This is a genomic window from Xanthomonas cannabis (assembly GCF_040616535.1).
Lineage (GTDB): Bacteria > Pseudomonadota > Gammaproteobacteria > Xanthomonadales > Xanthomonadaceae > Xanthomonas > Xanthomonas cannabis.
On record NZ_CP136580.1, the window covers coordinates 553,789 to 580,515 of the forward strand.

General features: G+C 66.1%; 26 protein-coding genes. 12 read left to right on the plus strand and 14 right to left on the minus strand.

What is annotated here, in order from left to right:
* Positions 1-132 precede the first annotated feature (132 nt).
* On the plus strand, positions 133-756 hold the full coding sequence (locus RZV17_RS02330; protein WP_355609114.1) for a lectin: 624 nt from the start codon (positions 133-135) through the stop codon (positions 754-756).
* Positions 757-987: 231 nt separating this feature from the next.
* On the opposite strand, the gene RZV17_RS02335 is transcribed toward RZV17_RS02330, so the two are convergent.
* Genes RZV17_RS02335 through RZV17_RS02360 form a run of 6 tightly spaced genes read right to left on the minus strand, consistent with a single transcriptional unit; the run spans position 988 to position 6,937 of the window.
* The gene (locus RZV17_RS02335) at positions 988-1,413 is read right to left on the minus strand and encodes a Na+/H+ antiporter subunit G (protein WP_039412712.1); all 426 of its coding nucleotides are present in this window, start codon (positions 1,411-1,413) and stop codon (positions 988-990) included.
* The gene (locus RZV17_RS02340; RefSeq protein WP_039412714.1) at positions 1,410-1,694 is read right to left on the minus strand and encodes a K+/H+ antiporter subunit F; all 285 of its coding nucleotides are present in this window, start codon (positions 1,692-1,694) and stop codon (positions 1,410-1,412) included. The genes RZV17_RS02335 and RZV17_RS02340 overlap by 4 nt, the downstream gene beginning before the upstream one ends.
* Positions 1,691-2,197, minus strand: a complete 507-nt coding sequence (locus RZV17_RS02345; RefSeq protein WP_047693959.1) for a Na+/H+ antiporter subunit E — start codon at positions 2,195-2,197, stop codon at positions 1,691-1,693. Before RZV17_RS02345 ends, RZV17_RS02340 begins: the two co-directional genes overlap by 4 nt.
* Complete coding sequence (locus RZV17_RS02350) at positions 2,194-3,738, minus strand: monovalent cation/H+ antiporter subunit D (protein WP_355606921.1); 1,545 nt, start codon at positions 3,736-3,738, stop codon at positions 2,194-2,196. The genes RZV17_RS02345 and RZV17_RS02350 overlap by 4 nt, the downstream gene beginning before the upstream one ends.
* A complete protein-coding gene (locus tag RZV17_RS02355) occupies positions 3,735-4,109 on the minus strand; it encodes a Na+/H+ antiporter subunit C (RefSeq protein ID WP_039412723.1) in 375 nt (124 codons plus the stop codon). Before RZV17_RS02355 ends, RZV17_RS02350 begins: the two co-directional genes overlap by 4 nt.
* Positions 4,109-6,937, minus strand: a complete 2,829-nt coding sequence (locus RZV17_RS02360) for a monovalent cation/H+ antiporter subunit A (RefSeq protein ID WP_355606923.1) — start codon at positions 6,935-6,937, stop codon at positions 4,109-4,111. Before RZV17_RS02360 ends, RZV17_RS02355 begins: the two co-directional genes overlap by 1 nt.
* A gap of 166 nt (positions 6,938-7,103) precedes the next feature.
* Here RZV17_RS02360 and RZV17_RS02365 point away from each other — a divergent pair, with 166 nt between their 5' ends.
* The gene (locus RZV17_RS02365; protein WP_166749704.1) at positions 7,104-8,006 is read left to right on the plus strand and encodes an NAD(P)-dependent oxidoreductase; all 903 of its coding nucleotides are present in this window, start codon (positions 7,104-7,106) and stop codon (positions 8,004-8,006) included.
* Positions 8,007-8,162: 156 nt separating this feature from the next.
* On the opposite strand, the gene RZV17_RS02370 is transcribed toward RZV17_RS02365, so the two are convergent.
* From RZV17_RS02370 to RZV17_RS02400, 7 genes are all read right to left on the minus strand, one after another.
* Positions 8,163-8,648 carry an Mpo1-like protein gene (locus RZV17_RS02370; protein WP_355606927.1) on the minus strand — a complete coding sequence of 162 codons (486 nt, stop codon included), beginning with the start codon at positions 8,646-8,648 and terminating at the stop codon, positions 8,163-8,165.
* Between the two features lie 109 nt (positions 8,649-8,757).
* A complete protein-coding gene (locus RZV17_RS02375; protein ID WP_355606929.1) occupies positions 8,758-10,353 on the minus strand; it encodes a M4 family metallopeptidase in 1,596 nt (531 codons plus the stop codon).
* Positions 10,354-10,796: 443 nt separating this feature from the next.
* A complete protein-coding gene (locus RZV17_RS02380) occupies positions 10,797-12,557 on the minus strand; it encodes a peptidoglycan-binding protein (protein ID WP_355606932.1) in 1,761 nt (586 codons plus the stop codon).
* A gap of 73 nt (positions 12,558-12,630) precedes the next feature.
* Positions 12,631-13,167 carry a hypothetical protein gene (locus tag RZV17_RS02385; protein ID WP_355609117.1) on the minus strand — a complete coding sequence of 179 codons (537 nt, stop codon included), beginning with the start codon at positions 13,165-13,167 and terminating at the stop codon, positions 12,631-12,633.
* Positions 13,168-13,404: 237 nt separating this feature from the next.
* Positions 13,405-13,719 (minus strand): hypothetical protein, encoded by a 315-nt coding sequence (locus RZV17_RS02390; protein ID WP_355606935.1) that lies wholly within the window; start codon positions 13,717-13,719, stop codon positions 13,405-13,407.
* Between the two features lie 476 nt (positions 13,720-14,195).
* Positions 14,196-14,861, minus strand: a complete 666-nt coding sequence (locus tag RZV17_RS02395) for a hypothetical protein (RefSeq protein WP_355609120.1) — start codon at positions 14,859-14,861, stop codon at positions 14,196-14,198.
* Between the two features lie 200 nt (positions 14,862-15,061).
* Complete coding sequence (locus tag RZV17_RS02400) at positions 15,062-15,988, minus strand: phosphoribosylaminoimidazolesuccinocarboxamide synthase (RefSeq protein WP_355606938.1); 927 nt, start codon at positions 15,986-15,988, stop codon at positions 15,062-15,064.
* 209 nt (positions 15,989-16,197) lie between these two features.
* Between RZV17_RS02400 and RZV17_RS02405 the strand changes: the two genes are divergently transcribed.
* Positions 16,198-16,527 (plus strand): DnaJ family molecular chaperone, encoded by a 330-nt coding sequence (locus RZV17_RS02405; RefSeq protein ID WP_039412744.1) that lies wholly within the window; start codon positions 16,198-16,200, stop codon positions 16,525-16,527.
* 306 nt (positions 16,528-16,833) lie between these two features.
* On the opposite strand, the gene RZV17_RS02410 is transcribed toward RZV17_RS02405, so the two are convergent.
* A complete protein-coding gene (locus tag RZV17_RS02410) occupies positions 16,834-17,673 on the minus strand; it encodes an outer membrane beta-barrel protein (protein WP_355606941.1) in 840 nt (279 codons plus the stop codon).
* 129 nt (positions 17,674-17,802) lie between these two features.
* On the opposite strand from RZV17_RS02410, the gene rpe reads away from it, so the two are divergent.
* The 9 genes from rpe to RZV17_RS02455 all read left to right on the plus strand — a co-directional run bounded on the left by rpe (position 17,803) and on the right by RZV17_RS02455 (position 26,718).
* Positions 17,803-18,474 (plus strand): ribulose-phosphate 3-epimerase, encoded by a 672-nt coding sequence (gene rpe / locus RZV17_RS02415; protein ID WP_047693978.1) that lies wholly within the window; start codon positions 17,803-17,805, stop codon positions 18,472-18,474.
* Positions 18,471-18,962, plus strand: a complete 492-nt coding sequence (locus RZV17_RS02420) for a GNAT family N-acetyltransferase (protein WP_355606945.1) — start codon at positions 18,471-18,473, stop codon at positions 18,960-18,962. Before rpe ends, RZV17_RS02420 begins: the two co-directional genes overlap by 4 nt.
* A gap of 256 nt (positions 18,963-19,218) precedes the next feature.
* Positions 19,219-20,190 carry a hypothetical protein gene (locus RZV17_RS02425; RefSeq protein WP_355606948.1) on the plus strand — a complete coding sequence of 324 codons (972 nt, stop codon included), beginning with the start codon at positions 19,219-19,221 and terminating at the stop codon, positions 20,188-20,190.
* A gap of 228 nt (positions 20,191-20,418) precedes the next feature.
* Positions 20,419-21,348 carry a lipid kinase YegS gene (gene yegS / locus RZV17_RS02430; RefSeq protein ID WP_039412760.1) on the plus strand — a complete coding sequence of 310 codons (930 nt, stop codon included), beginning with the start codon at positions 20,419-20,421 and terminating at the stop codon, positions 21,346-21,348.
* A gap of 605 nt (positions 21,349-21,953) precedes the next feature.
* Positions 21,954-23,429 (plus strand): anthranilate synthase component I, encoded by a 1,476-nt coding sequence (gene trpE, locus RZV17_RS02435; RefSeq protein ID WP_184553271.1) that lies wholly within the window; start codon positions 21,954-21,956, stop codon positions 23,427-23,429.
* A complete protein-coding gene (locus tag RZV17_RS02440; protein WP_355606951.1) occupies positions 23,429-24,505 on the plus strand; it encodes a beta-eliminating lyase-related protein in 1,077 nt (358 codons plus the stop codon). Before trpE ends, RZV17_RS02440 begins: the two co-directional genes overlap by 1 nt.
* 18 nt (positions 24,506-24,523) lie before the next feature.
* Positions 24,524-25,306: an SIMPL domain-containing protein gene (locus tag RZV17_RS02445; protein ID WP_184553267.1), complete on the plus strand. Its 783-nt coding sequence runs from the start codon at positions 24,524-24,526 to the stop codon at positions 25,304-25,306.
* A 10-nt stretch (positions 25,307-25,316) separates the two neighbouring features.
* A complete protein-coding gene (locus RZV17_RS02450; RefSeq protein ID WP_039413282.1) occupies positions 25,317-25,895 on the plus strand; it encodes an aminodeoxychorismate/anthranilate synthase component II in 579 nt (192 codons plus the stop codon).
* Positions 25,896-26,085: 190 nt separating this feature from the next.
* Positions 26,086-26,718, plus strand: a complete 633-nt coding sequence (locus tag RZV17_RS02455; RefSeq protein ID WP_355606955.1) for a flavin reductase family protein — start codon at positions 26,086-26,088, stop codon at positions 26,716-26,718.
* The last annotated feature ends 9 nt before the right edge of the window (positions 26,719-26,727 follow it).

The window sequence follows — 26,727 nt, forward strand, 5'->3', positions numbered from 1 at the left end:
ACACCTTGCACCATACGTGCCGGTGTCAGCATCGGTGGCAATGACCTCCACCTCCACATTGCCACCCTGCGCGCTGTGTACGCTTGGCCAACGCACAGGAGCATATCGATGACATCCAGATTGCCTGGCTTGCTGGGAATGGTGCTGGCCGTGGCCGGCTGCCATCGCGCGGACGACACGCCGGCCGCAGCAGCGCCGGCCGAGGCGGCCCACACGCCGGTGGCGTCCGCCAACGACCAGCCTGCGGACGCGGTACCGCCGGCCACGGCGCCGGTAGGCACGTTTCCACCGCAGGTGCGGCCGCAGCCCACCACGCTTGCGCGGATGGATGGCTACGGCGACCTGCGCCTGGGCATGGATGCCACGCAGGCGCGCACGGCATGGGGTGGCGAGCTGCGCGGCAGTGCAGCCAGCGATGGCGGCTGCTACCTGCTGCGTCCGCAATGGGCCCAGGATGCGCGGGAATTTGGTTTCATGTTCGAAGGCGATCGCCTGGTCCGTTACCAGACCACTGAGCCCAAGGAAGTTGCGCCAGGGGGCGGCAAGGTCGGCATGACGCTGGCGCAGCTGCGCGCGTTGTATCCGCAGGGGCTTGAAGCGCAGCCGCACAAATACCTGCCGGGCGCGGAGACGCTGCGGCATGCCGATGCCGCCACCTCGTCGGCGCTGGTATTCGAGACCGATGCCGAGGGCAGGGTGAGCAGCTGGCGAGTCGGGCAGCCGCCCCAGGTGGACTACGTCGAGGGCTGCGGTTAGCCGCCTGCGTGCGAGCAGGGGCGACGCCATCGGTCAGACGCGTGGCACGCGACCTGCGGGCATTGCCTCAATTACAACACCGCGTGCCAGACACGCAACGTGGCGGCGACGGCCTGCAACGATGCGGGTGCGGGTGCGATCCGACTCAGTCGCCGTGCGCGCTCCGGCATGCCACGCGCAGCAAGAACACTGCGCCCTAGCCCTAGCCCTCGCGCAGCCGCTGCCGCACGCTCAGCGCGGCTCGGACGACGGCCGCTCGTGCTGCCTGGCGGTTTGCTCGTTCTCGCCGATATCGCCGTCGCTGGCCGGCGTGGGCAGGCCTTCGTTTTCCATCTCGCCGTGATTGGGCACTTCCGGGCGATCTTCCATCATCAGCGACAGCGCGGCCTTGGCCATCATGTGGGCGCTGATCGGTGCGGTGATGAACAGGAAGACGGTGATCAGCAACTCGCGCGGCTGCGGGTCCACGCCCAGGAACAGGTGATAGCCCACCGAGCCCAGCAGCACGCAGCCCACGCCTAGGGTGCTGGCCTTGGTCGGCGCATGCAGGCGCTTGAAAAAGTCCGACAGCTTCACCAGCCCGAAGGCGCCGATCAGGATGAAGAAGGTGCCGACCAGCAGCAGCGCGCTCAGCAGATATTCGGTGAGCGCGATCATTCGACGATGTCCCGGCGCAGCACGTACTTGCTCAATACCACGGTACTGCCGAAGCCCAGCATCGCAATCACCAGCGCGGCCTCGAAGTAGATCGGCGAATCCAGGTACATGCCCAGCAGCATCAACTCGGCGATGGCGGTGATGGACAGTGTGTCCAGCGCCAGGATGCGGTCGGGTACCGTCGGCCCGCGCAGCAGTCGCCACAGTGCCATGAGGATGGCCAGGCCCACCGCATGCATGCAGATGACGATGGTCGATTCGATGAACATGTGACCGGTCATGGAAAGATCTCCATCAGGGGCTTTTCGTAGCGGGCCTTGATCTCGGCGATCAATGCGTCCGGATCGTCCAGATGCAGCACATGCACTAGCAGGTACTTGCGGTCGTCCGACAGCGCAGCTGACACCGTGCCGGGCGTGAGCGTGATCATGCTGGTCAGCGCGGCAATGCCATGGATGTTGGCGATATCCAACGGCACCCAGATGAAACCGGGATGGATACGCGACTCCGGCCCGAGCACCTGCACCGCGACCTTGATATTGGAGCGCACGATGTCGCCTGCGGCCACCAGCAGCATGCGCGGCACCGAGCGTAGCGAGCCGATGCGGGCGAATTCGCGGTCCAGCCGTGCGGCGAAGATCGGCACCACCACGCCCAGCAGCGCGCCCAGCACCCACTGCTGCGGGCCGAAGCTGTCGCTGAGCAGCAGCCAGAACACGAAGACCATCACGCTCAACGGCGCGGATGGAAAAAGCCGGCGTCGCCACGGCACGCGTGCGTTCATGGCTGCCTCCGTTGCGGGGTGGTCGCGCGCACCTGTTCCACATAGCGGCCGGGGTCGCGCAGCTGCGCTGCGGCATCGTCGGTGTAGCGCATCAGCGGCCCGGCGCAGACCGTCATTGCCACTAGCCCGCTCAGCAGCAGCAGCGTGGCGGCCGTTTCCACCGGGCGCATGCGGCCACGGCGCTGCGGTTGCAGCTCGGGCGTGTCTTCCACCGCCGCCGGCACGCGCCAGAACAGGCGCACGCCGGCGCGGGTCAGGCCGATCACCACCAGCAGGCTGCCGCCAAGGACCGCGCCCCAGACCGGCGCCACCAGGCCTGCGGGCACGTGCTGCAGCAGCGCGGCCTTGGCCAGGAAGCCGGACAACGGCGGCAGCCCGGCGACGGCGACGGCAGCGACCATGAACATGGTGCCCGGAATGGCGCGGCCCGGTAGCGGTGCCACCACTTCCTTGCGGTCGCTGGCGCTGCCACGCCGCCGCCGGATCAGGTCCGAGACCATGAACAGCGCCGCGGCCACGAAGCTGCTGTGCGGCAGGTAATACAGGCCCGCGCCGAGCGCGCCTGCGTCGTCGAGCGAAAAGGCGATGAACAGGGTCGCCGCGGAAAACACCACCAGATACGACACCATCACCCGCAGCCGCGAGGCGGCCATCACCCCGAATGCGGCCATCAGCAGCGTGCCGATGCCCAGCCACAGCAACGCGTGCCGGCCGAAGCCGTGCAAGGCCCCGGCACCGGCGCCAAACCACAGGCTCGACACGCGCAAGACCGCGTACAGGCCTACCTTGGTCATGATCGCAAACAGCGCCGCCACCGCCGCCGGTGCACGCGAGTAGGTCTCCGGCAGCCACAGGTACAGCGGCAACAAGGCGGCCTTGCTGCAGAACACCAGCAGCAACAGTCCGAGCGTGGCCTTGGCCATCGGCACATCCTGCGCCGGCAGCTCGGCGATGCGCTGCGACAGCTCGGCCATGTTGAGCGTGCCGAACACGCCGAACAGCAGCCCCAGCCCGATCAGGAACAAGGTCGAGGCGCACACATTGAACACCACGTAATGCAGGCCCACACGCATCTGCAGGCCACGTCCGCCGCTGAGCAACAACCCATAGGAGGCGATCAGCATCACTTCGAAGAACACGAACAGATTGAAGATGTCGCCGGTCAGGAACGCACCGTTCAAGCCCATCAGCTGGAACTGGAACAGCGCATGGAAGTGCGGCGCGCGGCGGTCCCAGCCGGCGCAGGCATGCAGCAGGCAGGCCGTGCCCAGGACCAGCGTGGTCAACAGCATCCACGCAGACAGCCGGTCGCCCATCAGCACGATGCCCAACCGCGCCGGCCAATCGCCCAGCAGGTACACCAGCACGTTGCCCTCGGCAGCGCGGGCAAACAGCGCCAGCACCGCAGCGGCCAGCAAGGCCATGCTCACCCAGGCCACGCTGCGCTGCACGCGCGGCCCGTAGCGGCGGTGCTCGACAAACAGCGACGCCGACGCACCCAGTATCGGGATCAGGATCGGCAGGATCAGCAGATGGTTCATCGCCGCGCCTGCCGCGTATCGACACCGGTGGCGGCATCTTCATGCGCATCCACGTGGTCGCTGCCATTGTCGCTGCGGCTGCGGATCGCCAGCACCAGGCTCACCGCGGTCATCGCAAAGGCGATCACGATCGCGGTCAGCACCAGCGCTTGCGGCAGCGGGTCGGTGTAGTGCTCCAGATCCACCGGCACGCCGTCGCGCAAGACCGGCGGCTGACCGGCGCGCAGCCGTCCGCCGGCGAAGATCAGCAGGTTGGTCGCATACGACAGGAAGGTCATCCCCAGGATCACATCGAAGCTGCGCGCACGCAGCAGCAGATAGATCGCCAGGGCGGTGAGGACACCGATCGCGCTTGCCAATGCCAATTCCATCAATGCTGCTCCGCGGTGCGTGTCGAACGTTGGGTGGGATCGATTTCGCCGCGTTGCGAACTGCGCGTGCGCGACGGTTTGATCGTGCCCATCATCGACAGCATCAGCATCGCCGCACCGAACACCGCCAGGTACACCCCTACGTCGAAGCCCAAGGCGCTGGCCAGCTCCAGCTCGCCCAGCAGCGGCAGCGGCAGATCGACATGGCCGCTGCTCAGGAACGGCAGCCCGAACAGCAGCGAACCGGCACCGCTCAGCAATGCGCACAACAGGCCAATACCGATCAAGCGGATGTAGTCGAAGCCGAAGCGCGACTCCACCGACGCGGTGCCCTGGATCACGTACTGCATCAACAACGGCACCGCCAGCACCAGGCCGGCAATGAAGCCCCCGCCAGGCGCGTTGTGGCCGCGCAAGAACAGGAACAGCGACACGGTAAGCGTCAGCGGGAACATGATCTGCGCCAGGTCCGCCGGTACCGGCAGCCGGATCGCCGGCCCCGGCATGGTGCGCTCCGGTGCCATCCGCGAGCGTCGCAGCAGCGCATGCACCACCAGCCCGGCAATCGCGAACACGGTGATCTCGCCGAAGGTATCGAAGCCGCGGAAATCCACCAGGATCACGTTGACCACGTTGCGCCCATACGCCTCGGGCAATGCGCGTTGCAGCAACTCGCCGGCCACGGTGTGGGTGGGTTGCGTCATCAGGGTATACGCCAGCGCGGCCAGGCCGGTGCCGCCAATGATCGCGATGGCGACATCGCGACACTTGCGCAGCCGCGCGCGCTCCGGCAACGAGCGCTCCGGCAGGTAGTTCATCGCCAGCAGCATCAGCACCAGCGTGACCATCTCCACCAGCAGCTGGGTCAATGCAAGATCCGGTGCGGACAGGAACACGAAGGTCAGGCTGACCGCCAGGCCTGTGCCACCAAGCACCAGCACCGCCAGCAGGCGCTGCTTGTACAGGAACAGGCTGCCCAACGCGCACGCGATCAACAGCAGCCACACCGTCCAGCCCAGCAGCGGCATGGGCGTGGGCGCAGGCCACTCCGGCAGCGCGCCCCCTTGCAGGAACGGCACCAGTGCCACCACCACCGCGCTCAGTACCAGCAGCATCAGCATGCGTTGCAGGTTGCCGTTGGTCACCGCATCGGTCATGCGGGCGGTGGCGCTGAACAAGGTGCGCAGGTTCCAGTGGAACAGGGCCTTGCCGGGCGAGCGGTTCTGCACCGCGTACAGATCCAGCATGCGACGGATCGCAACGTACAGCAGCGCCCCGCCGATCATGCCGGCGATGCTCATCGCCAGCGGCCAGTTGACGCCATGCCACAGCGCCAGGCTGTACTCGGGCAGTGCATCGCCGAGAATGGCGCCGGCACCGGCGCGCAGCACCGGTGCCACGGTCCAGGCCGGCACGATGCCCACCGCCAGGCAAATCAGCACCAGCACATCCACCGGGATGCGCATCCAGCGCGGTGGCTCGTGCGGCGTGGTGTCCAGATCGAGCGGGCCATCGCCAAAGAACGTGTCGTGCACGAAGCGTAGGCTGTAGGCCACGCCAAGCACGCCGGCCAGCAAGGCGGCGATGCTTGCCAGGATGCGCATCAGCTGCGGCGCTTCGGTTTCCAGCGCCACCGCGAAGAACATTTCCTTCGACAAAAATCCGTTGAGTAACGGAATGCCGGCCATGGCCAGCGACGCGATGATCGCCAGCGCACTGGTGACGGGCATCAAACGGCGCAGATTGCCCAGCTTGCGCATGTCGCGCGTGCCGGTTTCATGGTCGATGATGCCTGCAGCCATGAACAACGAGGCCTTGAACACCGCGTGGTTGAGGATGTGGAACACGCCAGCCACCACTGCCATCGGCGTGGACAGGCCGAACAACATCGTGATCAGGCCAAGGTGTGAAATGGTCGAGTACGCCAGCACGCCCTTGAGATCGTGCTGGAAGATCGCGTACCACGCTCCCACCAACAACGTGATCGCTCCGATGCTGGTAACCGTATAGAAGAACAGGTCGCTGCCGGCCAGCGCAGGGTGCAGCCGCGCCAGCAAGAACACGCCGGCCTTGACCATCGTGGCCGAGTGCAGATACGCCGACACCGGCGTGGGCGCCGCCATCGCGTGCGGCAACCAGAAATGGAATGGAAACTGCGCGCTCTTGGTGAAAATGCCCAGCAGCACCAAGCCCAATGCATATGGATACAGCGCGCTGGCGCGGATCACATCGCCGGCGGCCAGCACCGCGTCCAGCTGAAAACTGCCGACGATGCGGCCGATCATCAAGACCCCGCCCAGCAGGGCAAGCCCGCCACCGGCGGTCAACACGAACGCCATGCGTGCGCCTTCGCGCGCATCCTTGCGATGCGACCAGAACCCGATCAGCAGGAAGGAGCTGATGCTGGTGAGTTCCCAGAACACCATCAGCAGCAGCAGATTGCCCGACAGCACCATGCCGAGCATCGCGCCCATGAACAGCAGCAGATACGCAAAAAAGCGCGGTGCGCTGTCGCGTGCACTCAAGTAGTAGTGCGCATACAGCACCACCAGGGCGCCGATGCCGAGCACCAGCAGCGCAAACATCCAGGCCAGGCCATCCAGCCGCAGCGAAAACAGCAAGCCGATCTGCGGCAACCATGCATGCTCGCTGGCAATCACCTCACCGCGCAGCACTGCCGGCGTGAGTGTGGCAAGCACCAGCAACCCCGCCAACGGCGCGGCCGCAGCCAACCACGCGGTGATCGAACGCGGCGCGCGCCGGAACAGCGCAGCGGCGGCCGCCATCAGGAATGGCAGCGCAAGCAGAATTTCCAACGAAAAAGGCATGCAGGGAACACAAGATTCGCGAGCAGGCCAGAGAGCTTAACAAACCGTTGACTGACGTCCGTGTCAACGCCGGTGCTGCATCACGCGCGGATGGGCCGCCAGATGGCTACGCAACTGCGCGGTGTACTGGGTATGCTGCCGTCATGCCCGCCTGCGCCGTTGCCCCGTGACCGCTACCCATCCCGCTCCGACCACTGCCGTTTCTGCGCCGCGCGCCCTGGTGTTCGGCGGCAGCGGGCAGATTGGCGAGCGCCTGCTGACCCGTCTGCTGAGTCGCGGCTGGCAGGTCACCGCCTGGTCGCGTCAGCCGCGCGCCGCGCGCGCTGGATTGATCTGGAGACAAGGGGATCTGGCGATGCCGGCCGCCGCGGGCGAGGCGTTCGAGGTGATCTTCAGCTGCGGGCCGTTGGACCATTTCGCCCGCTGGTATGCAGAAAACCCCGTGGTTGCACCGCGCATCGTGGCGTTTGGCTCCACCAGTGTGGAGGTCAAGGAACATTCCATCGATGCCGCCGAGCGCGACGTCGCGCAGCGACTGGCCCATGCCGAACAGGCGCTGTTCTCCGCAGCGCAGGCGCGCGGCGCCACCGCCACCGTGCTGCGTCCGACCCTGGTGTACGGTGCCGGACGCGACAAGACGCTGACGCAGATCGCCGGGCTGGCGCAGCGCACCGGTGCCTTCGTCCTGCCTGCCAACGCCACCGGCTTGCGCCAACCGGTGCACGTGGATGACCTGGCCAGCGCTGCGCTGGCGGTGATCGGCCAACCTGCCACCCAGCAACGCAGCTATGCCGTGGGCGGCGGTGAAGTGCTGGCCTACACGCAGATGGTGGAGCGCGTGCTGGCGGCATTGCCGCGACCGGCGCGGCTGTATCAGGTGCCACCGGGCCTGTTCGGCTTCGCGCTGACCACAGCGCAACGCCTGGGGCGGCTGCGTGGCATGAATGCGGCCGCGTTGCAGCGCATGCGCGACGATCTGGTCTTCGACCTGGAGCCGGCACGTCGCGACTTCGGCTACGCACCGCGCGCGTTCCGGCCATTGCCGGAAGAGCTCGGCATCGGCGAATAACGCGCAGACCTGGCCGGCAATGCCCGGATCAGACGCGCTTGCAGGCCATGAGGCGCCAGTCGCCGCGTCGCGCGCTGCGCAACGAGGCGATGGCCCGCAGGCAACGCTGCGCATGGCGCCGGCTGACAGCGCGCAAGCCTTGCGCCACCGCTCCTCTCAGTAACGCCACCCCAGCTGCCGGTACACCTTGGCCAACACCCAGATCGGCCCGATCAGCAGATAGGTCAGGTCGGTGAGAAAGCTCGGCTTGCGGCCTTCGATCCGGTGCCCCACGAATTGGGCGATCCACGCCAGCACGAAGACCGACAGCGCGCTGGAGAACACGCCGCCCAGACCGATCCGGCCTTCGATGAGCCGGCACAGGCAGCCGAAGAAAAAGAAGATCCCCAGCATGCCCAGCCCGAGCGGGCGCGACAGCCGGTTGTAGTACGACCACGCCGCAAACATCGCCAGCGCCGCCCAGACCCCGCTACTGAACCAGGTGCCGCCCACCGGGATGCACCACAGCAGCCCCACCACCGACCACAGGATCGCCGGCACCGCCACCACGTGGATCAGCTGATTGGTGTCGTTGCGGTGGTCGTCGGAATAGCTGGCGAAATAGCGGTCGATCGGTCGCGCGGTCGTGGTGCGTTCGGTCATGTTCCCTCCCAGGAATGACCCAAGCATACGCGTGCGAACGGCCGTGGTGGCACTGCGCAGAAGACCGGTCCCTGCGACGTCGCAATCGCGTGGCAGGGACCGGTGCAGGTCAGTTGACCGACACCGCACTCCAGGCGGCAGCCACTGCCCGGTACTGCGTGGACGTGCCGCCATACAGATCGGTGGCCGCGCTCAGCGTAGCCCGACGCGCGGCTGCGTAGTTGGTGGAGGAGGTCATGTAGACGGTGAGCGCGCGGTACCAGATGCGGCTGGCAGCGGCGCGGCCGATGGCCGTCAGCGTGGTATTGCCGTTGCAGACCAGCCCGGCCGGGGTCAGGTTGTAACTGGTGCCCGCGCCGAAACCGCTCGGCACCACCGCCCCTTCGGCCAGCAGATAGTAGAAATGATTCGCCACGCCGGAGCTGTAGTGCACATCGATGGAGCCCAGATTGCTGCGATAGCAATCGGGCGAATCGCCGTCCAGGCTCGGCTTGAACATGTAGCGCAAGGCCAGCGTGCCGCTGCTGTTGCCGGCGATGAGTTTCTCGCCGATCAGATAATTGCCCGGCTGCGCGCTGTTGTTGGCGGAGAATTCCACCATTGCGCCCATGATGTCGGAGGTGGCCTCGTTCAGGCCGCCGGACTCACCCGAGTACACCAACCTTGCCGAGCGACTGGTCACCCCGTGCGTCATCTCGTGCCCGGCCACGTCCACCGACACCAGCGGTGTAAACGTGCTGCCGTCGCCATCGCCGAAGGTCATGCAGAAACAGCTGTCCGACCAGAAGGCATTGTTGTAACGGCTGCCGTAATGCACGCGGCTACGCGCACCCTTGCCATCGTTGGCGATGCCGCTGCGCGCGTGGGTGGTCTTGAAGTAATCCCAGGTCAGCGACACCCCGTAGTGCGCATCCACCGCCACCGTGGTGGTGTCGCTGCTGGCGCCGCTGCCCCAGGCATTATCGGCATCGGTCAGCAGCGTGCCGTTGCCCGAGGTGCTGTTGCGCATGTTGTAGGTGGCGCCGCCACCGCGGCCCAGATCGGTCATCTCAAAGCCGCTGCTGCACCGCGTGGTCGCCAGGCCCACGCTGCCCGCGTACAACGAACGCCCGGTGCCGGCGGCACTGGTGCCACCCGCGCAGGCGGTATGTACCGTGTCCCAGGAGTCGAGGATGCGTTGGTCCACCGCATCGACGATGTAATGCATTTCGGTCGGCGTCTGATCCGGCTTGATGCCGCTGTAGATCACCTCGTACGCCAGCCGTGGTGTCCCCTGGCGCGCGTACAGTGCCAGGCTTGCACGTGGCGCGGCATCCTGCGGCACATCGAACTGCGCGCCGGCCACACGCAGCGCGGTGGTGGCGTCGATGCCGGGCGCAAGGTCCGGACGCACCGGCGTGTCCAGAGTCTGGCTCAACTGGCGCATCACCCCACGCCGCGAGTGCACCACCACGTCGCCGCCGATCACCGGCAGCCCCCGATAAGTGCGATCGAAGCGCACGTGCTCGCTGCCATCGGCATCGACGATGCTGTCGCGAGCGACAAAGACATCGGCCGGCGCACGATTTGCCATGGCCGACGCGGTATTCCCCAGCAGCGTCTGCGCACGCGTGACCGCCGCATTTGCAGAAAGATCGGCCGCACCAGCGGCAGCAGAAAACGATAGCGCGCAGCAGATGGCTGCGCCCAGTACATGGAATTGCATGACGACTCTCTCCCAGAACGTGCAATGCAAAAACCGGCGAGATGACGCACGGCCGGTCGCGATCGGCAGCAGGTGCCGGCAGACAACCTTGCACAGTCCCGGACATTGCAGTAGTAAAAATTACCGGCGTAGTGCGTTCTGTGCGTCGGGCCACATTGCGTTGGGCAACGTATCGCACTGCGATGGATGGCCGGTCGCCTTACCGATCTGTCCTGCTTGAACGTCGCTTGGCAACACGTGCGCTACGACCGATGACTGGGAATGCGTCGAGCGTTGCAGATCGCTCACTGCTCACAGTCCATGCGGCGCGCCATGGTCGCGGTGATCACAACGCGCACCGTGTCGGCCGCTGCCAGTCAGAATTCAATCGCGCCGACGCGTGCAGCGGGGCATGAAAAAGCCGGCCATCCACTGGCCGGCTTTTTGGTTGCACCCGTCACACCTCAGCGCGCACCCATTGCCACCTTCTGCTGCTCCTCGCGGACCTGGTGCTGCTGCGCCTGGCCGGCCAGCAGCTGCGCGCTGGTCTGCTCCAGCGGCGGCGCAGGCTGGTTCAGATCCACCGCCGCACGGAAACCCGGCGTGGTGCCCATGACGAACGCCTTGCCATCCTGCACCGTCACGCTCTGCAGCTTGTCTGCACTGTCGATGCCGTTCTGCTTGGCCTGCAGCGTGACATGGGCGGCCGCATCGTTGGAGATCATGCTCGGCAGCCTGCTGCGGATGGCGTTGTGCAATGCATGGTCTGGATGCGACGCATCGGTGAGCGAGGGCCCGGTCGGCGCTGCAACCGGGGCCTCACGTGTAGGCGCCTGCGTGTGTGCCGGCACAGCCGACAACGCCGCCTGCGTGTTGCGGCCAACGATCCCGTCCTGTTGCAGTCCATGCTGCTTCTGGAACGCCATCACCGCTTCGCGCGTGTTGTCGCCAAAGCGCCCATCCTCGGCAAGCCGATTGCCCTGCGCATCGCGCACGCCAAGGCGGTTGAGGTCCTGCTGCAGCTTGCCGACCTCGCTGCCTTGCTCGCCATGACGCAGCGTGCCGTTGCCGGCCGCTGTCGCAGGCTGGGCGTGGCGTGCGCCCGACTCCTGCTGGTGGCCCTGATTCCAGAACGTCTCCGGACTGGTCAGCTTGCCGTTGGCATCGCGCAGCTGGTAATGCACATGCTGTGCGTACTGGCTGTTACCGTTCGGCCCGCGGCCACCCATCGTGCCGATGGCATCGCCCGCTGCCAGCGTCTGGCCTTCCTTCACCTCGAGTCCGTCCAGGTGCAGGATCTCGTGCGAATTACCCTGTGCATCGCGAATCTTGACGGTCCCGTAATTGCCACCCGCGAACGTGACCGTGCCTGCCACGGGCGAATGCACTGTCGGATGCTGCAGGTTACGGCCGGTCTGGCCGCCTTGGTAATTGAAGTCGGTTCCGCCGTGATCGCGTGCGCTACGGTGCTCGCCGTAGTGACCGGTGATATGCGGCGCAACGCCGTTCTGCGGAGGCAGCATGCGCTCCATGGTGGTCTGGAACGATCCCGACCCTGCCGCTTGCACCGGTGCATGCGCCGCATGCTGCGCGGGCGCCACCGTTTGGCCGAGCTGGCCGTGTTCGAGCTTGCCCATCAGCTCCGGCGTGATGTCGCGCTGCCAGCGCGCAAAGCGGTTTTCGCGATCGGCCAGTCCGTTCGGCGGGTCGCCGCCATTGATCGCCACTCCGGCAGCATGTGCGTCCTGCCTGGCGGCCTGGGGAACGTTGTTCTGCCAGTACCAGGTAGCGATTCGCGAGGCATTTTCTGGCTGCGCGGCCAGTTCGGGATGTGCCACCAGATCCAGATCCAGGGCTTCGCCTGCGGCGCGATACTGGTCCTTGCCGGTGAGCTGGATGTAGCCCCGGCCACGGTAGAGGTAACCATCGCCGGGTTCGGTATTGCCCATGCGTCCGCCGTACATCAGCTCGGCCAGTTTTTCCGGCTGGCCACGCAGCGCTTCCAGACGTGCTTCTTCCAACGCCTCCGGCCCTTCGCGCAGTGCTGACCGCACTTTCGAGCTGACTTGCGACGGCCCGCGCGTGTAGCGGAACCCTTCTTCAAGCCGATTGAGGCCCATCGATTCATGGCCGACCTGGGCCATGAAGTTTGCCAGCTCTTTGGGCTGGGTAATGCCTGCTGCATAGGCCGACTGCAGCAGCCCTGTTTCGCGATCGGTTGCCATGGTGTAACTCCTCATTTCTCAGCAACATGAAATAACGGACTCCTTCCTTGTCCGCGCCAACCATTACGTCCCTTTAATTCGTTTTCTCGTCCGCGGCCTCGTCCAGGGCCGCTGCCTTCTTCAGCGTGGCGGGATCAAACTCCTGGAACGCCACCATGCCGAAATCGTTCGTGGTGAGTTCCAGTGTGTTGTGTTGCTCGGTCTCGGTATCGGACAGATCACGTACCACCTTGTCCAGCAGCCAGGTGCGCTTGTCTGCCGAATACTTGAACGTGAAGTCATCGGCCCAACGCTCGCGCGAACCGCCGGAGATGGAGATGGTGAATTGACCGGGTTGAATGCGTGAAAACGCATACGGGTCGCCCGCCAGGCCGCCGCAACGGGCACATGGCACGATCTTGCTGTTTTCCGCCGCTTTCTGGAACGCGCCATCGGCTTGTTGGGTCAGCAACATCACCGTGCGCGGCGTTCCCTCGCCGAGTTTCTCGGTACCGGTGGATGGCGGTGATACCACCAGCAACGCATCGGAGCGTCCCGCGCCGGTCAGATCGCCGCGGATGGTTTCCAGAGCCTTCGATCCAGCAGGAACGAAGGAGTCGATCGTGCCCATGGGTACAGTCCCTTGTGTCGATGTGGCGGAAGGTGGTGAAGCGGGGGTGGACGGCTGCGACGTCGCAGCGGCTGCAGTGGCCGCCGGCGTCTCGGGCGCACCTGCCGCAGCCTGCGGACCGTTGCAGGCGGCCAGCGCAACGGCCAGCGCAGTGGCCAGCACCGGGCACGTCAGTCGAAATGGATGCAAGGTGGTCTCCTGAAACGTAGGTGGTTGCGGTGGCGGCAAGCGCGCCGGTTACAGGGCCTGATCGTCCACCTTGATCAATGTCCAGCAGGGGCGCTGGGCGAAGTGGTAGACCTGCTGGTCGCCGGTATCGGGGGTGCGGACCAGTACCTGCTGACCGTCGCCTTGCTGGGAGACGACCACTTCGCGCCCGCTGCTGCGCACCGCTGCCAGGTCAGGAATGACGGGCCATTTGACTTGCGCCAATGGCACCTCGCGCGTCACGGGTGCCGGCTCGGGCTGCGCCTCGGGGTCGATCTGGATCATGGTCAACGGGTCGGCCGTTGCCTTTTCCTGGACTGCGATCTCTGCGCTGAAGCGCTTCAAGAAGGCAGGGAAGTCGGCATCGGGACAGCCGGCAGAGGTTGCGGACGCTGGGGCCGTGCTTGCGGCTGCGGCAGGTGCGGTCGCCGAGGCAGTGGCCGGCGATTCCGGGGCGGCGGAGGCTGCCGGCGGCGCCTGTGCAGAGCAGGCTGCAAGCGCAAGGCTCAATGCCAGAGCAGGCAGGGACGTACGGAAACTAGCCAATGGATCCTCCTGATCGTATCGGGGCGGCATGTGCGCGGGCGAAAGTCTATCGGCGGTCCGGTTGCGTCATGTGAATGCGCCGGCCCCCACCGCCGGCCCGCATTGATGAAGGGCTACTGACCCCGCAGGCCGTGGGCTGCCCCATCAGGCGTGGGTGGGGCGGGCACGCCGTGCGGATGTTCATCGGTCCAATGTGGTCTTGCAGGCATCGGGTGGATCGCGCATCGCATTCGCCATGCAAGGCAGAACGGCATGGTCCGACGTGCCCGTCGCACTCACATGCCGTTTGAAAAGACGTCCAGCGCCTGTGCATCGATCCATCCCTGTGCGCAGTCGCCAACGTGCCGGCCCTGGGCAGCGGCACGACACAGCGTGCCATCAGCCGGCTTCAGACGCCTGATCGCCCTGTCGCCATAGGTTTCACAAAGTGCACTGTCTGCGCATGCCGCGACACGGCTGGCCGGAATGGTGACCACGTAGTAATAGCGCGGGTTCTGCCCGCCACGGGCGATGGCCTGGATGCAGACGAGTTGCCCCTGCGCCAGGTGGGCAGTGGCGGTTGCAGCGCTGCCGGTGGCCGGCACCGCATCGAGTGCCTCGGCTCCAGATGCGCGCGAGACGCCTGCGAAGAATCCATCGTCACCGCACTCGGGTAACACGTCCACATCGTAGAAATCGCCTGCATCGAGGTTACCCGCCGTGCAGCCGGTGGCGGATGTCGCATCGGTACATGTCACGCCACTTGCCCTGATCACCGGGGCAAACCGGTGATTGCCTGCAGCGGGGGGCGGTGCAACGGCGCTTGGCAGCGGGCGGGATGCCGGCTGCGCAGTCACGGCCGCGGCCGGCTCGCCGGCAGTGCATGCCACGGCTGTGAACAGCAACGCAGCAATCGAGGCACGCTGCAGCAGTGCACGAGCGCTGGATAAAGGAAACGACATCGTCAAGCTCTACCTGCAGTGTGTGGTCCGGTTGCGCCGGCCAGTCGGTGGGCGACGAAGAAGCTCGCGCCGCATCCGATGGCACGGCATTGCCGTGTGATCGGCTACGCGTCCGCTGTCATCCGCTGCGCTCGGATGTGCCCGTGCACATCTCCCCCCTCGACCGCTCGACCAAAGCCCCGTCCCCGGGGCTTACAGCATCAATCGACCGAAATCCCCGCCAGTCGCTGCAGTGCTTCGGCGTATTTCGCACGGGTGCGATCGATGACGTCAGCCGGCAGGCTGGGGCCGGGTGCGGTCTTGCCCCAGTCCAGGGTTTCCAGATAGTCGCGCACGAACTGTTTGTCGTAACTCGGCGGGCTGGCGCCCACTTCGTACTGGTCGGCCGGCCAGTAGCGCGACGAGTCCGGGGTCAGCATCTCGTCCATGATGTACAGGCGGCCATCGGCATCGGTGCCGAACTCGAACTTGGTGTCGGCCAGCAGGATGCCGCGTTCGGCCGCAAAATCAGCGGCGAAGCGGTAGATGCGCAAGGTGGCATCGCGTACGCGTTCGGCCAGTTCGGCGCCCACCGTTTTGACCATCGCATCGAAGTCGATGTTCTCGTCATGGTCGCCGACCGCTGCCTTGGTCGATGGGGTGAAGATCGGTTCGGGCAGTTTTTCGGCCTGGCGCAGGCCGTCGGGCAATTCGATGCCGCTGATCTTGCCGGTGCGCTGGTAGTCCTTCCAGCCGCTGCCGATGAGATAGCCGCGCGCGATCGCTTCCACCGGCACCGGCTTGAGCTTGCGCGTCACCACGGCACGCTTGGCGTACAGGGCCGGGTCCACACCGTCGGGCAGCACCTGCTCGACGCCGATGTCCACCAGGTGGTTGGGCATCAGGTGGTCGGTCTTGTGGAACCAGAAGTTGGACACCTGGCACAGCATCTCGCCCTTGCCCGGAATCGGATCCGGCAGCACCACATCGAAGGCGGACAGGCGGTCGGTGGCCACCATCAACAGGTAGTCGCCCGGGGGGGCGTCGGCGGGCAGGCGGTCGCGCGGAATATCGAAGACATCGCGGACCTTGCCACGGTGACGCAACGGCAGGCCGGGCAGATCGGATTGCAACAGCGTGGTCGACACAGGCACTCCTAAGGACGTCGCTATGACGCTGTCCCCGGGACCCGGCGGGCCCGCGGGTGGGCAGCGGGCCGCGTAGTGTACGGCGCTTCGTGGCGCCCTGCTGGGATTTGTCGGGCGGCTCTGCGTACCAGCTGTAGAGGGCCCGTCAGCCAGGCCGGACGGGCGTTCGGGTAAGATCGCCAACCCGCCTTCCCCACGCCCGATCGCCCATGTCCTGGTACGGAAAACTGCTCGGCGCACTGGCCGGCGCCTTGCTGTTCCGGGGCGCGCCGTTCGTGGGGCTGATGATCGGCCTGGCCATCGGCCACGCGGTGGATGCCGGCTGGTTCAAGCGGCGTGCGGAAAACCCGTATGAGGCCCTCGGACTGGAGCCGGACGCGACCACGGCCGAGATCGACCTGGCCTATCGGCGGCTGATGTCGCGTTATCACCCGGACAAGGTGGCCAACGCCGAGCCGGAAGCGCGCCGCCAGGCGGAGAAAAAGGCCAGCCAGATCAATGCCGCCTACGATCGTATCCAGCGGATGCGCAAGCGCTGATCGCATGGCGCGTGGTTGTGTGTGGGTACCGCCAGAACGGTGTGAAACGTGAGTGGGGAAGTCGAGTCGCCGATGGGTCGGCCCTACCTTCATCCCAGCCCCCGCTGCGTGCCACGGCCCGCGCTTGCGGCGCCGGCGCTCCAAGGCACACGCGCCAGTGGCGCGTGTGCCTCCTCACCCCCGGCGGAAGAGGGGCCTGGCGCGATACGCAGAAGTAATGCGTGATTCGCAGGTCTGGCCAGGACATCAAGCCGTGTTGCACGGCGCAGCTAGCGCTGGCCGGAAAACAGCACTGCGAGTCAGCAATCAGAACTTGTACGTCGCCGTCAGCCGCACCGCGTTGGTGGAAAAGTCCGTATCGGTGCGACGCAGATCGGTGCCGGCCGGATTGACACGCAGGAACGGGTTGGTCGCCGGCGCGGTGCCCGGCCCAACGCGCACCCGGGTGTCTTCGTCCTGCAGGCGCGTAAACAGGTATTCCACGCCTACCGACACGTTGTCGCTCAAGCGACGCTGCAGGCCAACACCGGCCTGGTAGCCATTGGCGCTGTCGCCGCCGCTGCCGGTGAAGCTGTTGGCGGTGTTGCTGCTGACGAAACGGTGATCGAACTCGCCACGGGCCGCGCCGGCGGTGAAGTAGGCCAGGTAGTCGCCCTGCTCGCCGAACGCATAGCCGATCCGGCCGCGCAGCGCGGCGGTGCGGTTGAGCTGGCGGGTGAAGGTGTACAGCGCAGGCGTCGTGCTGAAGGCGCTGACGCTGTCGCGGATGTCGTTGCGGGTGTACTCGGCCACCACGCCGTAGACCCAGTTGCCGACCTGCCAGTCGTAGCCCAGCCGCGCACCGTACTCGGCACCGCCCTTGTCCTTGCTGCAGCCGCTGGCCGGCGTGCGGCCGGCGGCCGCCCCGCCGCAGAAGCCCGGAGAAAACGCATCGGCACCGGTGGCGGTGCTGACCTGATCGCCGTCACGGCCATCCAGATTGGTATCGAAGCCAAAACGGCCGCCGGAGACGCCGGCCGGATCGGCACCGCCGACATTGGCGCCGATGGAAAAGCCGGACCAGTCGGCCGGGCCGGATTGCGCCCAGGCCGATGGCGCAAGGGCCAGCAGGACGATGGCAGCGGAGGCGAGCGGGGTGGTTTTCATGAAGTCTCCTCAAGTCGGGCGCGGCGCGCCGGTCAAGGGCATACGCAGCAGAGCCCGCCACGGATGCACGCCTTTCCTCGCCGGGGCCGGGTTGCGACAATGCGGTTTCCGTCTTCCTACGAGCTGCCCATGCAATCGACGGCGATCGCCCCGTCCATCCTGTCCGCTGATTTCGCCCGCCTTGGCGAGGAGGTGAACAACGTCCTGAAGGCCGGCGCCGACTGGGTGCACTTCGATGTGATGGACAACCACTACGTGCCCAATCTCACCATCGGCCCGATGGTCTGCCAGGCGCTGCGCAAGCACGGCATTACCGCCCCGATCGACGTGCACCTGATGGTCGAGCCGGTGGACCGCATCGTGCCGGACTTCGCCGAGGCCGGTGCCACCACCATCAGCTTCCACCCCGAAGCCAGCCGCCACGTGCACCGCACCATCCAGCTGATCAAGTCGCACGGCTGCCAGGCCGGACTGGTGCTCAACCCGGCCACGCCGGTGGATATCCTGGACTGGGTGCTGCCGGAGCTGGATCTGGTGCTGGTGATGTCGGTCAACCCGGGCTTCGGCGGGCAGGCCTTCATCCCGTCGGCGCTGGACAAGCTGCGTGCCATCCGGAGCAAGATCGACGCCACCGGCAAGCCGATCCGGCTCGAAATCGACGGCGGGGTCAAGGCCGACAACATCGGCGCGATTGCCGCGGCCGGTGCCGACACCTTCGTGGCCGGCTCGGCGATCTTCAACGCGCCCGACTATGCGCAGGTGATCGCACAGATGCGCGCGGCCGTGGACGCGGCGCGATGAGCCAGCCCGCGCCGCAGATTCGCCGTGCCACGCCCGCGGATGTGTCCCTGTTGCACGAGTTGATCACCGCACTGGCGGTCTACGAACGCGAGCCGGATGCGGTGACGGCCACTCAGGACGATCTGCACGCCAGCCTGTTCAGCGACGGCGCCACCGCGCACGCACTGATCTGCGAGCAGGACGGCCAGGCGCTGGGTTTTGCGGTGTATTTCTTCAATTACTCGACCTGGCTGGGTCGCAACGGCCTGTATCTGGAAGACCTGTTCGTGCGCCCGCAGGCGCGCGGTCGGGGTGCCGGGCTTGCGCTGTTGCGGCATCTGGCGCAACTGGCCGTGCAGCGCGGCTGCGGGCGTTTCGAGTGGTCGGTGCTCGACTGGAACCAGCCGGCCATCGACTTCTACCAGGCGGCCGGCGCCCGCCCGATGGACGGTTGGACCGTGTACCGGCTCGATGGCGAACGCCTGGCCGCGTTTGCCGCCGGCACCTGAGCGCAGCGGTCGCGTCGCCGCGGGACGTCGGGCCATTACGCCGACGCGCAGATCTGGCTTCAGCCGCAAAGTGGGGCGCGCCAGTGGCTGAACGACCTGGGCGGCGCGGCAGGTGTCGGCGCAATCGAGCGCCGACATTGCCATTGTCGCGAGCGCTGGACGTCACAGCCGGCCTGAACCTGTGACTTTCGGCCGGTTGACCTCGCATGGGGTGGCCTTTCAGCATCGGAGTCCCCATGCGCGCCACCGATGCCAGATGAACGCCTTCTACACCCGTTGTGTCGCCACCGTGTTGGGTGGCGTCGGCCTGCTCGCTGGGCCGGGCCTGCTGCAGGCCGCGCCGGCCGCGGTCTCCACGGACGCTGCGGTCGCCGCACCCTTGCAGTGGACCAGGCTCACCATTCGTCAGTCCTCTGGCGTGCGCGCATTCGTCCCGGCCCGCCTGAACGGACAGCCGTTTTCGTTGATGCTGCATTCGCTGGCGTCGTTCTACATGCAGACCACGCACGCCAATGCGGCCCGGGCGGGGATCGCGCTGGAGGGTGAAAAGCGCACGTTCGGCATCGAATCCGAAGGCAAGGTCAGCGCGCTCGGCCGCCAATACGGGCACGCCAACGAGATCTCGGTTGGCAACGACGTGGCCCGGAACAAGCGTGTCGAAATCTTCGAAGTGCTGCAGAACGCTGCGGACGGCAAACTCAAGGACGGCATGCTTGGCAGCCTGTGGTTGCACGACCGCGGCGCCATCATCGATTACGGGCGCCGGCAACTGGCCGTCCCCGCAAGCGCCGCGGCCGCTCAGGCGTTCGATGCCGGCCTGGTCAAGGCCGGCTACAGCCAGCACGCCATGCACTGGGATGACCAAGGCAAGCTCTATTACGTGCGTGCGTCCATCAACGGAGTGCCGGCGAAAATGCTGGTCAGTACGGTGGCAGGTGATGCCGTGGACGCAACGTTGAAGGACAGGTACCGGCTTACCCTCAAGGTCCGGCCCGATCAGCAGGCCGGGCCGGCGGGCGCGGTTGTCCCGGTCTTTGACGTTGTCGGCCCGACAACGCTGACCGTCGACGGCACGCATTTGCGCCCGGCTCCCCTGCAGGCGTGGGATCGCAATGCCTACGATTCATCCCAAGCCGAATCCCGCTACGACGGTGTGCTCGCGTCGGGCCTGATGTTCAAGAATGACGCCGTCATCGACTTCAAGACCGGCCATATCTTCTTGAAGTAGGCCTGTTGGCCGGCCCGGTGGCCACAAAAGGAAGGCCGCCCCATCGGAGCGGCCTTCAAGAAAATTGGAGGCTGATCCTGCCTCCGCCCGTCATCCCTGCTATGGCCTTCTATCCTCCGGGTCAGCCATGACATGGCAATGACAGCCGGGCGACATCACGTATTCACGATCCCCAGTGTGGCGCGCTGCTAGCCTGCGCCAATCACCCTTACAGCATCGGCAGCGCGCATGGCCCCGTCCCACTGGCGTCTGATCCTCAACGGCAAGTCCACCGACAATCTGGACCTGCGTGAGGCGGTGGGAACGCTGCGCAAGCGCGGTCTGCAGCTCGAGGTCCGGGTCACCTGGGAAGACGGTGATGCCGAGCGCTATGTCGCCGAGGCCGTGGCCGACGGCGTGCAGACGGTGATCGCCGCCGGTGGCGATGGCACGCTCAGCGAAGTGGCTGCCGCCCTGGCGCATCACGACGCCGACGCGGCCACCCTGCCATCGCTGGGCCTGGTGCCCCTGGGCACCGCCAACGACTTCGCCACGGCGGCCATGATTCCCATCGAACCCTTCGAGGCGCTCAGCCTGATCGCCGAGCGCCCGGCACAGGCGATCGACCTGCTGCGCCTGGACACCGCGCACGGCCCGCACTGGTGCGCCAACGTCGCCAGCGGCGGCTTCGGCACCCAGGTCACCGTGGAAACCGACGAAGGCCTGAAGAAGATGCTCGGCGGGCTGGCCTATCTGATCACCGGCATGTCGCGACTGGGCCGGATCGACCCGATCAGCGCCCGCTTCAGCGGCCCGGACTTTGAGTGGGACGGCGAATTCATCGCGCTGGGCCTGGGCAACGGGCGCCAGGCCGGCGGCGGCCAGGCGCTGTGCCCGGAGGCCTTGATCGACGACGGCCTGCTGGATGTCACCATCGTCCCAGCCCTCAACGGCGAAGTGGCCGCCACCCTCGGCACCCTGGTCACCGGCGGCAAGCAGGCGGCCCTGGAACGCGTGGCCGTGCGCGCCCGCGTGCCGTGGCTGGAGATCGCGTCCCACCAACCGCTGACCCTGAACCTGGACGGCGAACCGGAAACCTCGCTGCATTTCCGCATCGCCTGCGTCCCGGCGCGGTTGCGGATGCATTTGCCTGCCGACTGTCCATTGGTCGGGGGTTGAGCGCGGGGAATCGGGAATCGGGAATCGGAAGAGCGTGATCGGCCTGCGCTGATGTGCGGTCGCCCGGTCGATGCATGCGCGCGAACGGGTAGCGCCATGCAATCCCGACGATCAAGGCCAGCTGTCTTTGGGCAGTCGCATTCAAATCAATCACCTCCGGTAGAAGCGAATCGCTGCGTTACAAGCTGAGCAACGACGGCATACGCGGAGTGGCTGCATCACAAGCGCAGCAACCAGCACGCGGCCCTAAGCCCCTCTCCCGCCGGGAGAGGGGTTGGGGTGAGGGTCCCTGCGCCGACATTGGTGCCGCCACCACGACCCATGCTCCAAAGCAAAACCGCTCCTACAGCGCACCACGCCCACATCCCGACGCGCGCTGCCCGTGTCCGACATCAGCCAATGCGCAAGCCCACACAACCCCAGCCCGCCTTCGCAATTCCCACCGCTTTGGCCCCGGCCTGCTGCCCTGGGCCGACACTTGCGCTACAGTACCCGCGTGTCCCGCCTGACGACCCCACGCTCCTTCTCTTCCGCTCGCCGCTGGTGGCGATGGTGGCCCGTTGCCGTCGTCCGCCCCGCCACAGAGTCCCGGAAGGAAAGTCGTCTTGATCACTGCAGAGCAGTTCCAGCGCCAGGCCGCTGAAGGTCACACCCGTATCCCCGTTGTCCGCGAAGTGCTGTCCGACCTGGACACACCGCTCTCGGTCTATCTCAAACTCGCCGACGGCGCCTACACCTACCTGTTCGAATCGGTCGAAGGCGGTGAGCGCTTCGGGCGCTACTCCATCATCGGCCTGCCGGCGCGGCGCGTGTACAGCTTCCGCGGCCACACGCTGGAAGTCAGCGAGCACGGCGAAGTCATCGAGACCCGTGAGGTCGCCGACCCGCTGGCCGAAGTCGATGCCTTGCGCGCCGAGCATTCGGTGCCGCAACTCGATGGCCTGCCCGGTTTCACCGGCGGGCTGGTGGGCTGGTTCGGCTTCGAGTGCATCCAGTACATCGAGCCGCGGCTGGGTAGTGGCGACAAACCCGACGAACTCGGCACGCCCGACATGCTGCTGATGCTCTCCGAAGAGCTGGCGGTGTTCGACAACCTCAAGGGCCGGCTGTACCTGATCGTGCACGCCGACCCGCGCCAGCCGCAGGCCTATGTGCGCGCCAACCGGCGTCTGGACGAACTGGCGCACCGCCTGCGTCAGGGCGGCGCCGGCTATCCGCAGGCGCAGATTTCCGATGCCATCGACGAATCGGATTTCCATTCCTCGTTCACCCGCGAGGAGTACCACGCGGTGGTGCGCAAGGCACAGGAATACGTGCGTGCCGGCGACATCTTCCAGGTGGTGCCGTCGCAGCGGCTGCGCGTGCCGTTCCGCGCGCGCCCGGTGGATGTGTATCGCGCGCTGCGTGCGTTGAATCCTTCGCCGTACATGTATTTTCTCGACGTCGGCGGCACCCAGGTGGTCGGCTCCTCGCCGGAAATCCTGGCGCGCCTGCGCGATGGCGTGGTGACCGTGCGCCCGATCGCCGGCACTCGCCCGCGCGGTGCTACGCCGGAGCTGGATAAGGCACTGGAAGCCGAATTGCTGGCCGACCCCAAAGAGCGCGCCGAGCACGTGATGCTGATCGATCTGGGCCGCAACGATGTGGGTCGCGTCGCCGAACCGGGCACGGTGAAGGTCGGCGAGCAGTTCGTGATCGAACGCTATAGCCACGTCATGCATATCGTCAGCGAGGTCACCGGCACGCTCAAGGCCGGCCTGAATTACAGCGACGTGCTGCGCGCCACGTTTCCGGCCGGCACCGTCAGCGGCGCGCCGAAGATCCGTGCGCTGGAAATCATCCGCGAGCTGGAGCCGGTCAAGCGCAACGTGTACTCCGGCGCGGTCGGTTACATCGGCTGGCACGGCGATGCCGACACCGCCATTGCCATCCGCACCGCGGTGATCCAGGACGGCTATCTGTATGTGCAGGCCGGCGGCGGAGTGGTTTATGACTCCGACCCCGATCTGGAATGGCAGGAGACGATGAACAAGGGCCGCGCACTGTTCCGCGCAGTCGCCCAGGCGGCCAAGGGCCTGTGATGGACGGGCAGGGTAGTGGAGCGCGCATCAGTTTCCGCAACGACTACAGCGAAGGCGCGCATCCGCGTCTGCTGCAGGCGTTGGCGCAGGCCAGCGCCGAGCAGCACGCCGGTTACGGCACCGACCGGCTGAGCGCACGTGCTGCAGAGTTAATACGCACTGCCGTTGCGCAACCGCACGCGGATGTGCATCTGCTGGTCGGTGGCACGCAGACCAACCTGATTGCGATCAGCGCGTTCCTGCGCCCGCACCAGGCGGTGATTGCGGTGGAGGCCGGGCACATCGCCACGCATGAAACCGGCGCCATCGAAGCCACCGGCCACAAGGTGCTCACCGTGCCTGCGCTGCACGACAAGCTGACCCCGGCATTGATCGCGCCGGTGCTGGAGGTGCACAGCAACGAGCACATGGTGCAGCCGCGCCTGGTCTATATCTCCAACAGCACCGAAAGCGGCACCATCTACACGCACACCGAACTCGACGCGCTGTCGCGATTCTGCCGCGCAAACGATCTGCTGCTGTACCTGGACGGCGCGCGCCTGGGTGCCGCGCTGACTGCCAACGGCAACGATCTGGATCTGCCCACCATTGCCGCACTGACCGATGCGTTCTACATCGGCGGCACCAAGAATGGCGCGCTGCTCGGCGAAGCACTGGTCATCGTCAATCCCGCATTGCAGGCCGATCTGCGTTACCTGATCAAACAGCGTGGCGCATTGCTGGCCAAGGGTATGGTGCTCGGTTCGCAATTCGCAGCGTTGTTCGAAGACGGCTTGTTCTTCGAACTGGCCGCGCACGCCAACGCCATGGCGCAACGCCTGCGCGCCGGCCTGCTCGCGGCCGGCGCGCACTTCACCAGCGATTCGCCGACCAATCAACAGTTCATCGCCGTCAGCGCGCAACACGCTACGCAGCTGGCACAACGCTACGACTTCGAGTGCTGGGAACTGCGCGCCGACGGCAGTCATGTGATCCGCTTCGTGACGTCGTGGGCCACCACGCCCGAAGCGGTGGATCGCCTATGTGCGGATGTTGCAGCTCTGCTGCAGGGTCCTGCCGTGCAGGGCCATGAATAGACATCAAGGAAGACGACAATGAAAAAGATCATCGCTTGGGTGCTTGCCGCTGCCCTGATCCTGCCCGCCGTGGGCGCAGCGCAGATCAATACCTTGCCTTCGCAGCCGCATTTGCTGGTGAAAGGTCAGGCGTTCCGCACGGTGGACCCGGATCGCTTCATCATCGACCTTAAGGTCAGCAAGACCGATCCGCAGCCCGATCTGGCGCGCAAGTTCGTTGAAGACCGTGCACGGGTTGTTCTGGATGGATTGCAGCGAAATCACGTACTCAAAGATTCGCTTTATGCTTCCGCGCTGACGATTGCCCCGCAGTCGCGTTACGAGGCAGGCAAGTCCGTCTTCGAAGGGACCCGGGTGGAGCGCAAGATCCGCGGCACCTTTACATCGTTGAAGGATGTACGTGCTTTTCTGGGCGGCTTGGACGCCAGTGAGTCCGTGCAGGTGCTGTCGATGCAGACCGCCTACGGTGATGCAGCTGCATTGCGCGCTGAGCTCAAGCGCGAAGCTGCCACGCAGTCGCGCGAATCCGCCCAAGGGCTCGCGGCCGCCTATGGCGTGCGCCTTGGTGGGATCTACAGCATTTCCGATGTCGCCCCCAGCTTTGCCTACGGCGTCGAAGCAGGCACCTGGTCGGCCCCCAATGCGCCAAGGCCGGGCTCGGTGGTGTCTCCGCCATCTCCACCGGCCCCACCGCCGCCGCCCGCTCCAAGCGCGGGTGCGCAGGGCATTGGCGAAAGTCTGCTGACCGGCACCATTACCTATACCGAAAACATCTATGCGGTCTTCCTGATCGCGCAATGAGTCCTTTGCCATGCTGCTGATGCTCGATAACTACGACAGCTTCACCTACAACCTTGTGCAGTACCTGCAGGCGCTGGGCGCCGAGGTGACGGTGGTGCGCAACGATGCGATGAGCGTCGACCAGATCGCCGCGCTCAGGCCCGAGCGCATCGTGATCTCGCCCGGTCCGTGCACGCCGAACGAGGCCGGCATTTCGCTGCAGCTGATCGAACAGCTGGGGCAGACCACGCCGATCCTGGGCGTGTGCCTGGGCCACCAGAGCATCGGTCAGGTCTATGGAGGCGATGTGATCCGGGCGGGCAACATCATGCACGGCAAGACCTCGCCGATTCGCCACGAAGGCAAGGGCGTGTTCGCCGGCCTGCCGGACAGCTACGAGGCCACGCGCTATCACTCGCTGGTGGTGGACAAGACCACTCTGCCGGACGCGCTGGAAGTCACCGCCTGGACCGAAAATCCGGACGGCTCGGTGGAAGAGATCATGGGCCTGCGCCATCGCCAGTTTCCGGTGGAAGGCGTGCAGTTCCATCCCGAGTCGATCCTGACCCAGCACGGTCATGCACTGCTGAAAAATTTTCTGCAGCGTTGATCGCGATGGTCCTCGCGCACATGGTCGTCATCGGCGCAGCTTGCATCGGCATCCACGCACCAATGGGGAGCGCGGCTGTCTACGAGACGCTGCGCCGCTGCTCGCGGACGGGGTCGCCGACGCATGCAACCAGCGCTTTTCCCACCCAGTAATGCCTGCGCGCGTCGCAGTCACCCGAGATCGCTTCACGATGAACCAGCCCGACGACAACGTCCATTTCTATGAGCCGACCCAAGGCCACGGTCTGCCACATGACCCGTTCAATGCCATCGTCGGCCCGCGACCGATCGGCTGGATCGGCTCGCGCAGCGCCGAGGGCATTGCCAATCTGGCGCCGTACAGCTTTTTCAATGCCTTCAACTACACGCCGCCGATCGTCGGCTTTGCCAGCATCGGTCGCAAGGACAGCCTGCGCAATATCGAGGCCAATGGCGAATTTACCTGGAACCTGGCGACCCGCCCGCTGGCCGAAGCAATGAACGCCAGCGCGGCGATGGTGCCCTCCGAAGTCGACGAATTCGATCTTGCCGGCCTGCAGATGGCGCCATCACGCCTGATCGCTGCGCCACGGGTTGCCGCCAGTCCGGTGAGCTTCGAATGCCGGCTCAGCCAGCTGCTGCCGCTGCAGACCGCCACCGGCCACGCCATCGAGACCTGGTTGGTGCTGGGCGAGGTCGTCGGCGTGCATCTGGCGGCGTCGGCACTGTACGAGGGCATCTACGACCCGGCCGCGGTGCAGACGATTCTGCGCGCAGGCGGGCCGGCCGATTACTACGAAGTGCAGCCGCAGGCACGCTTTCGCATGAAGCGTCCAGGCCAATGATCGCCACAG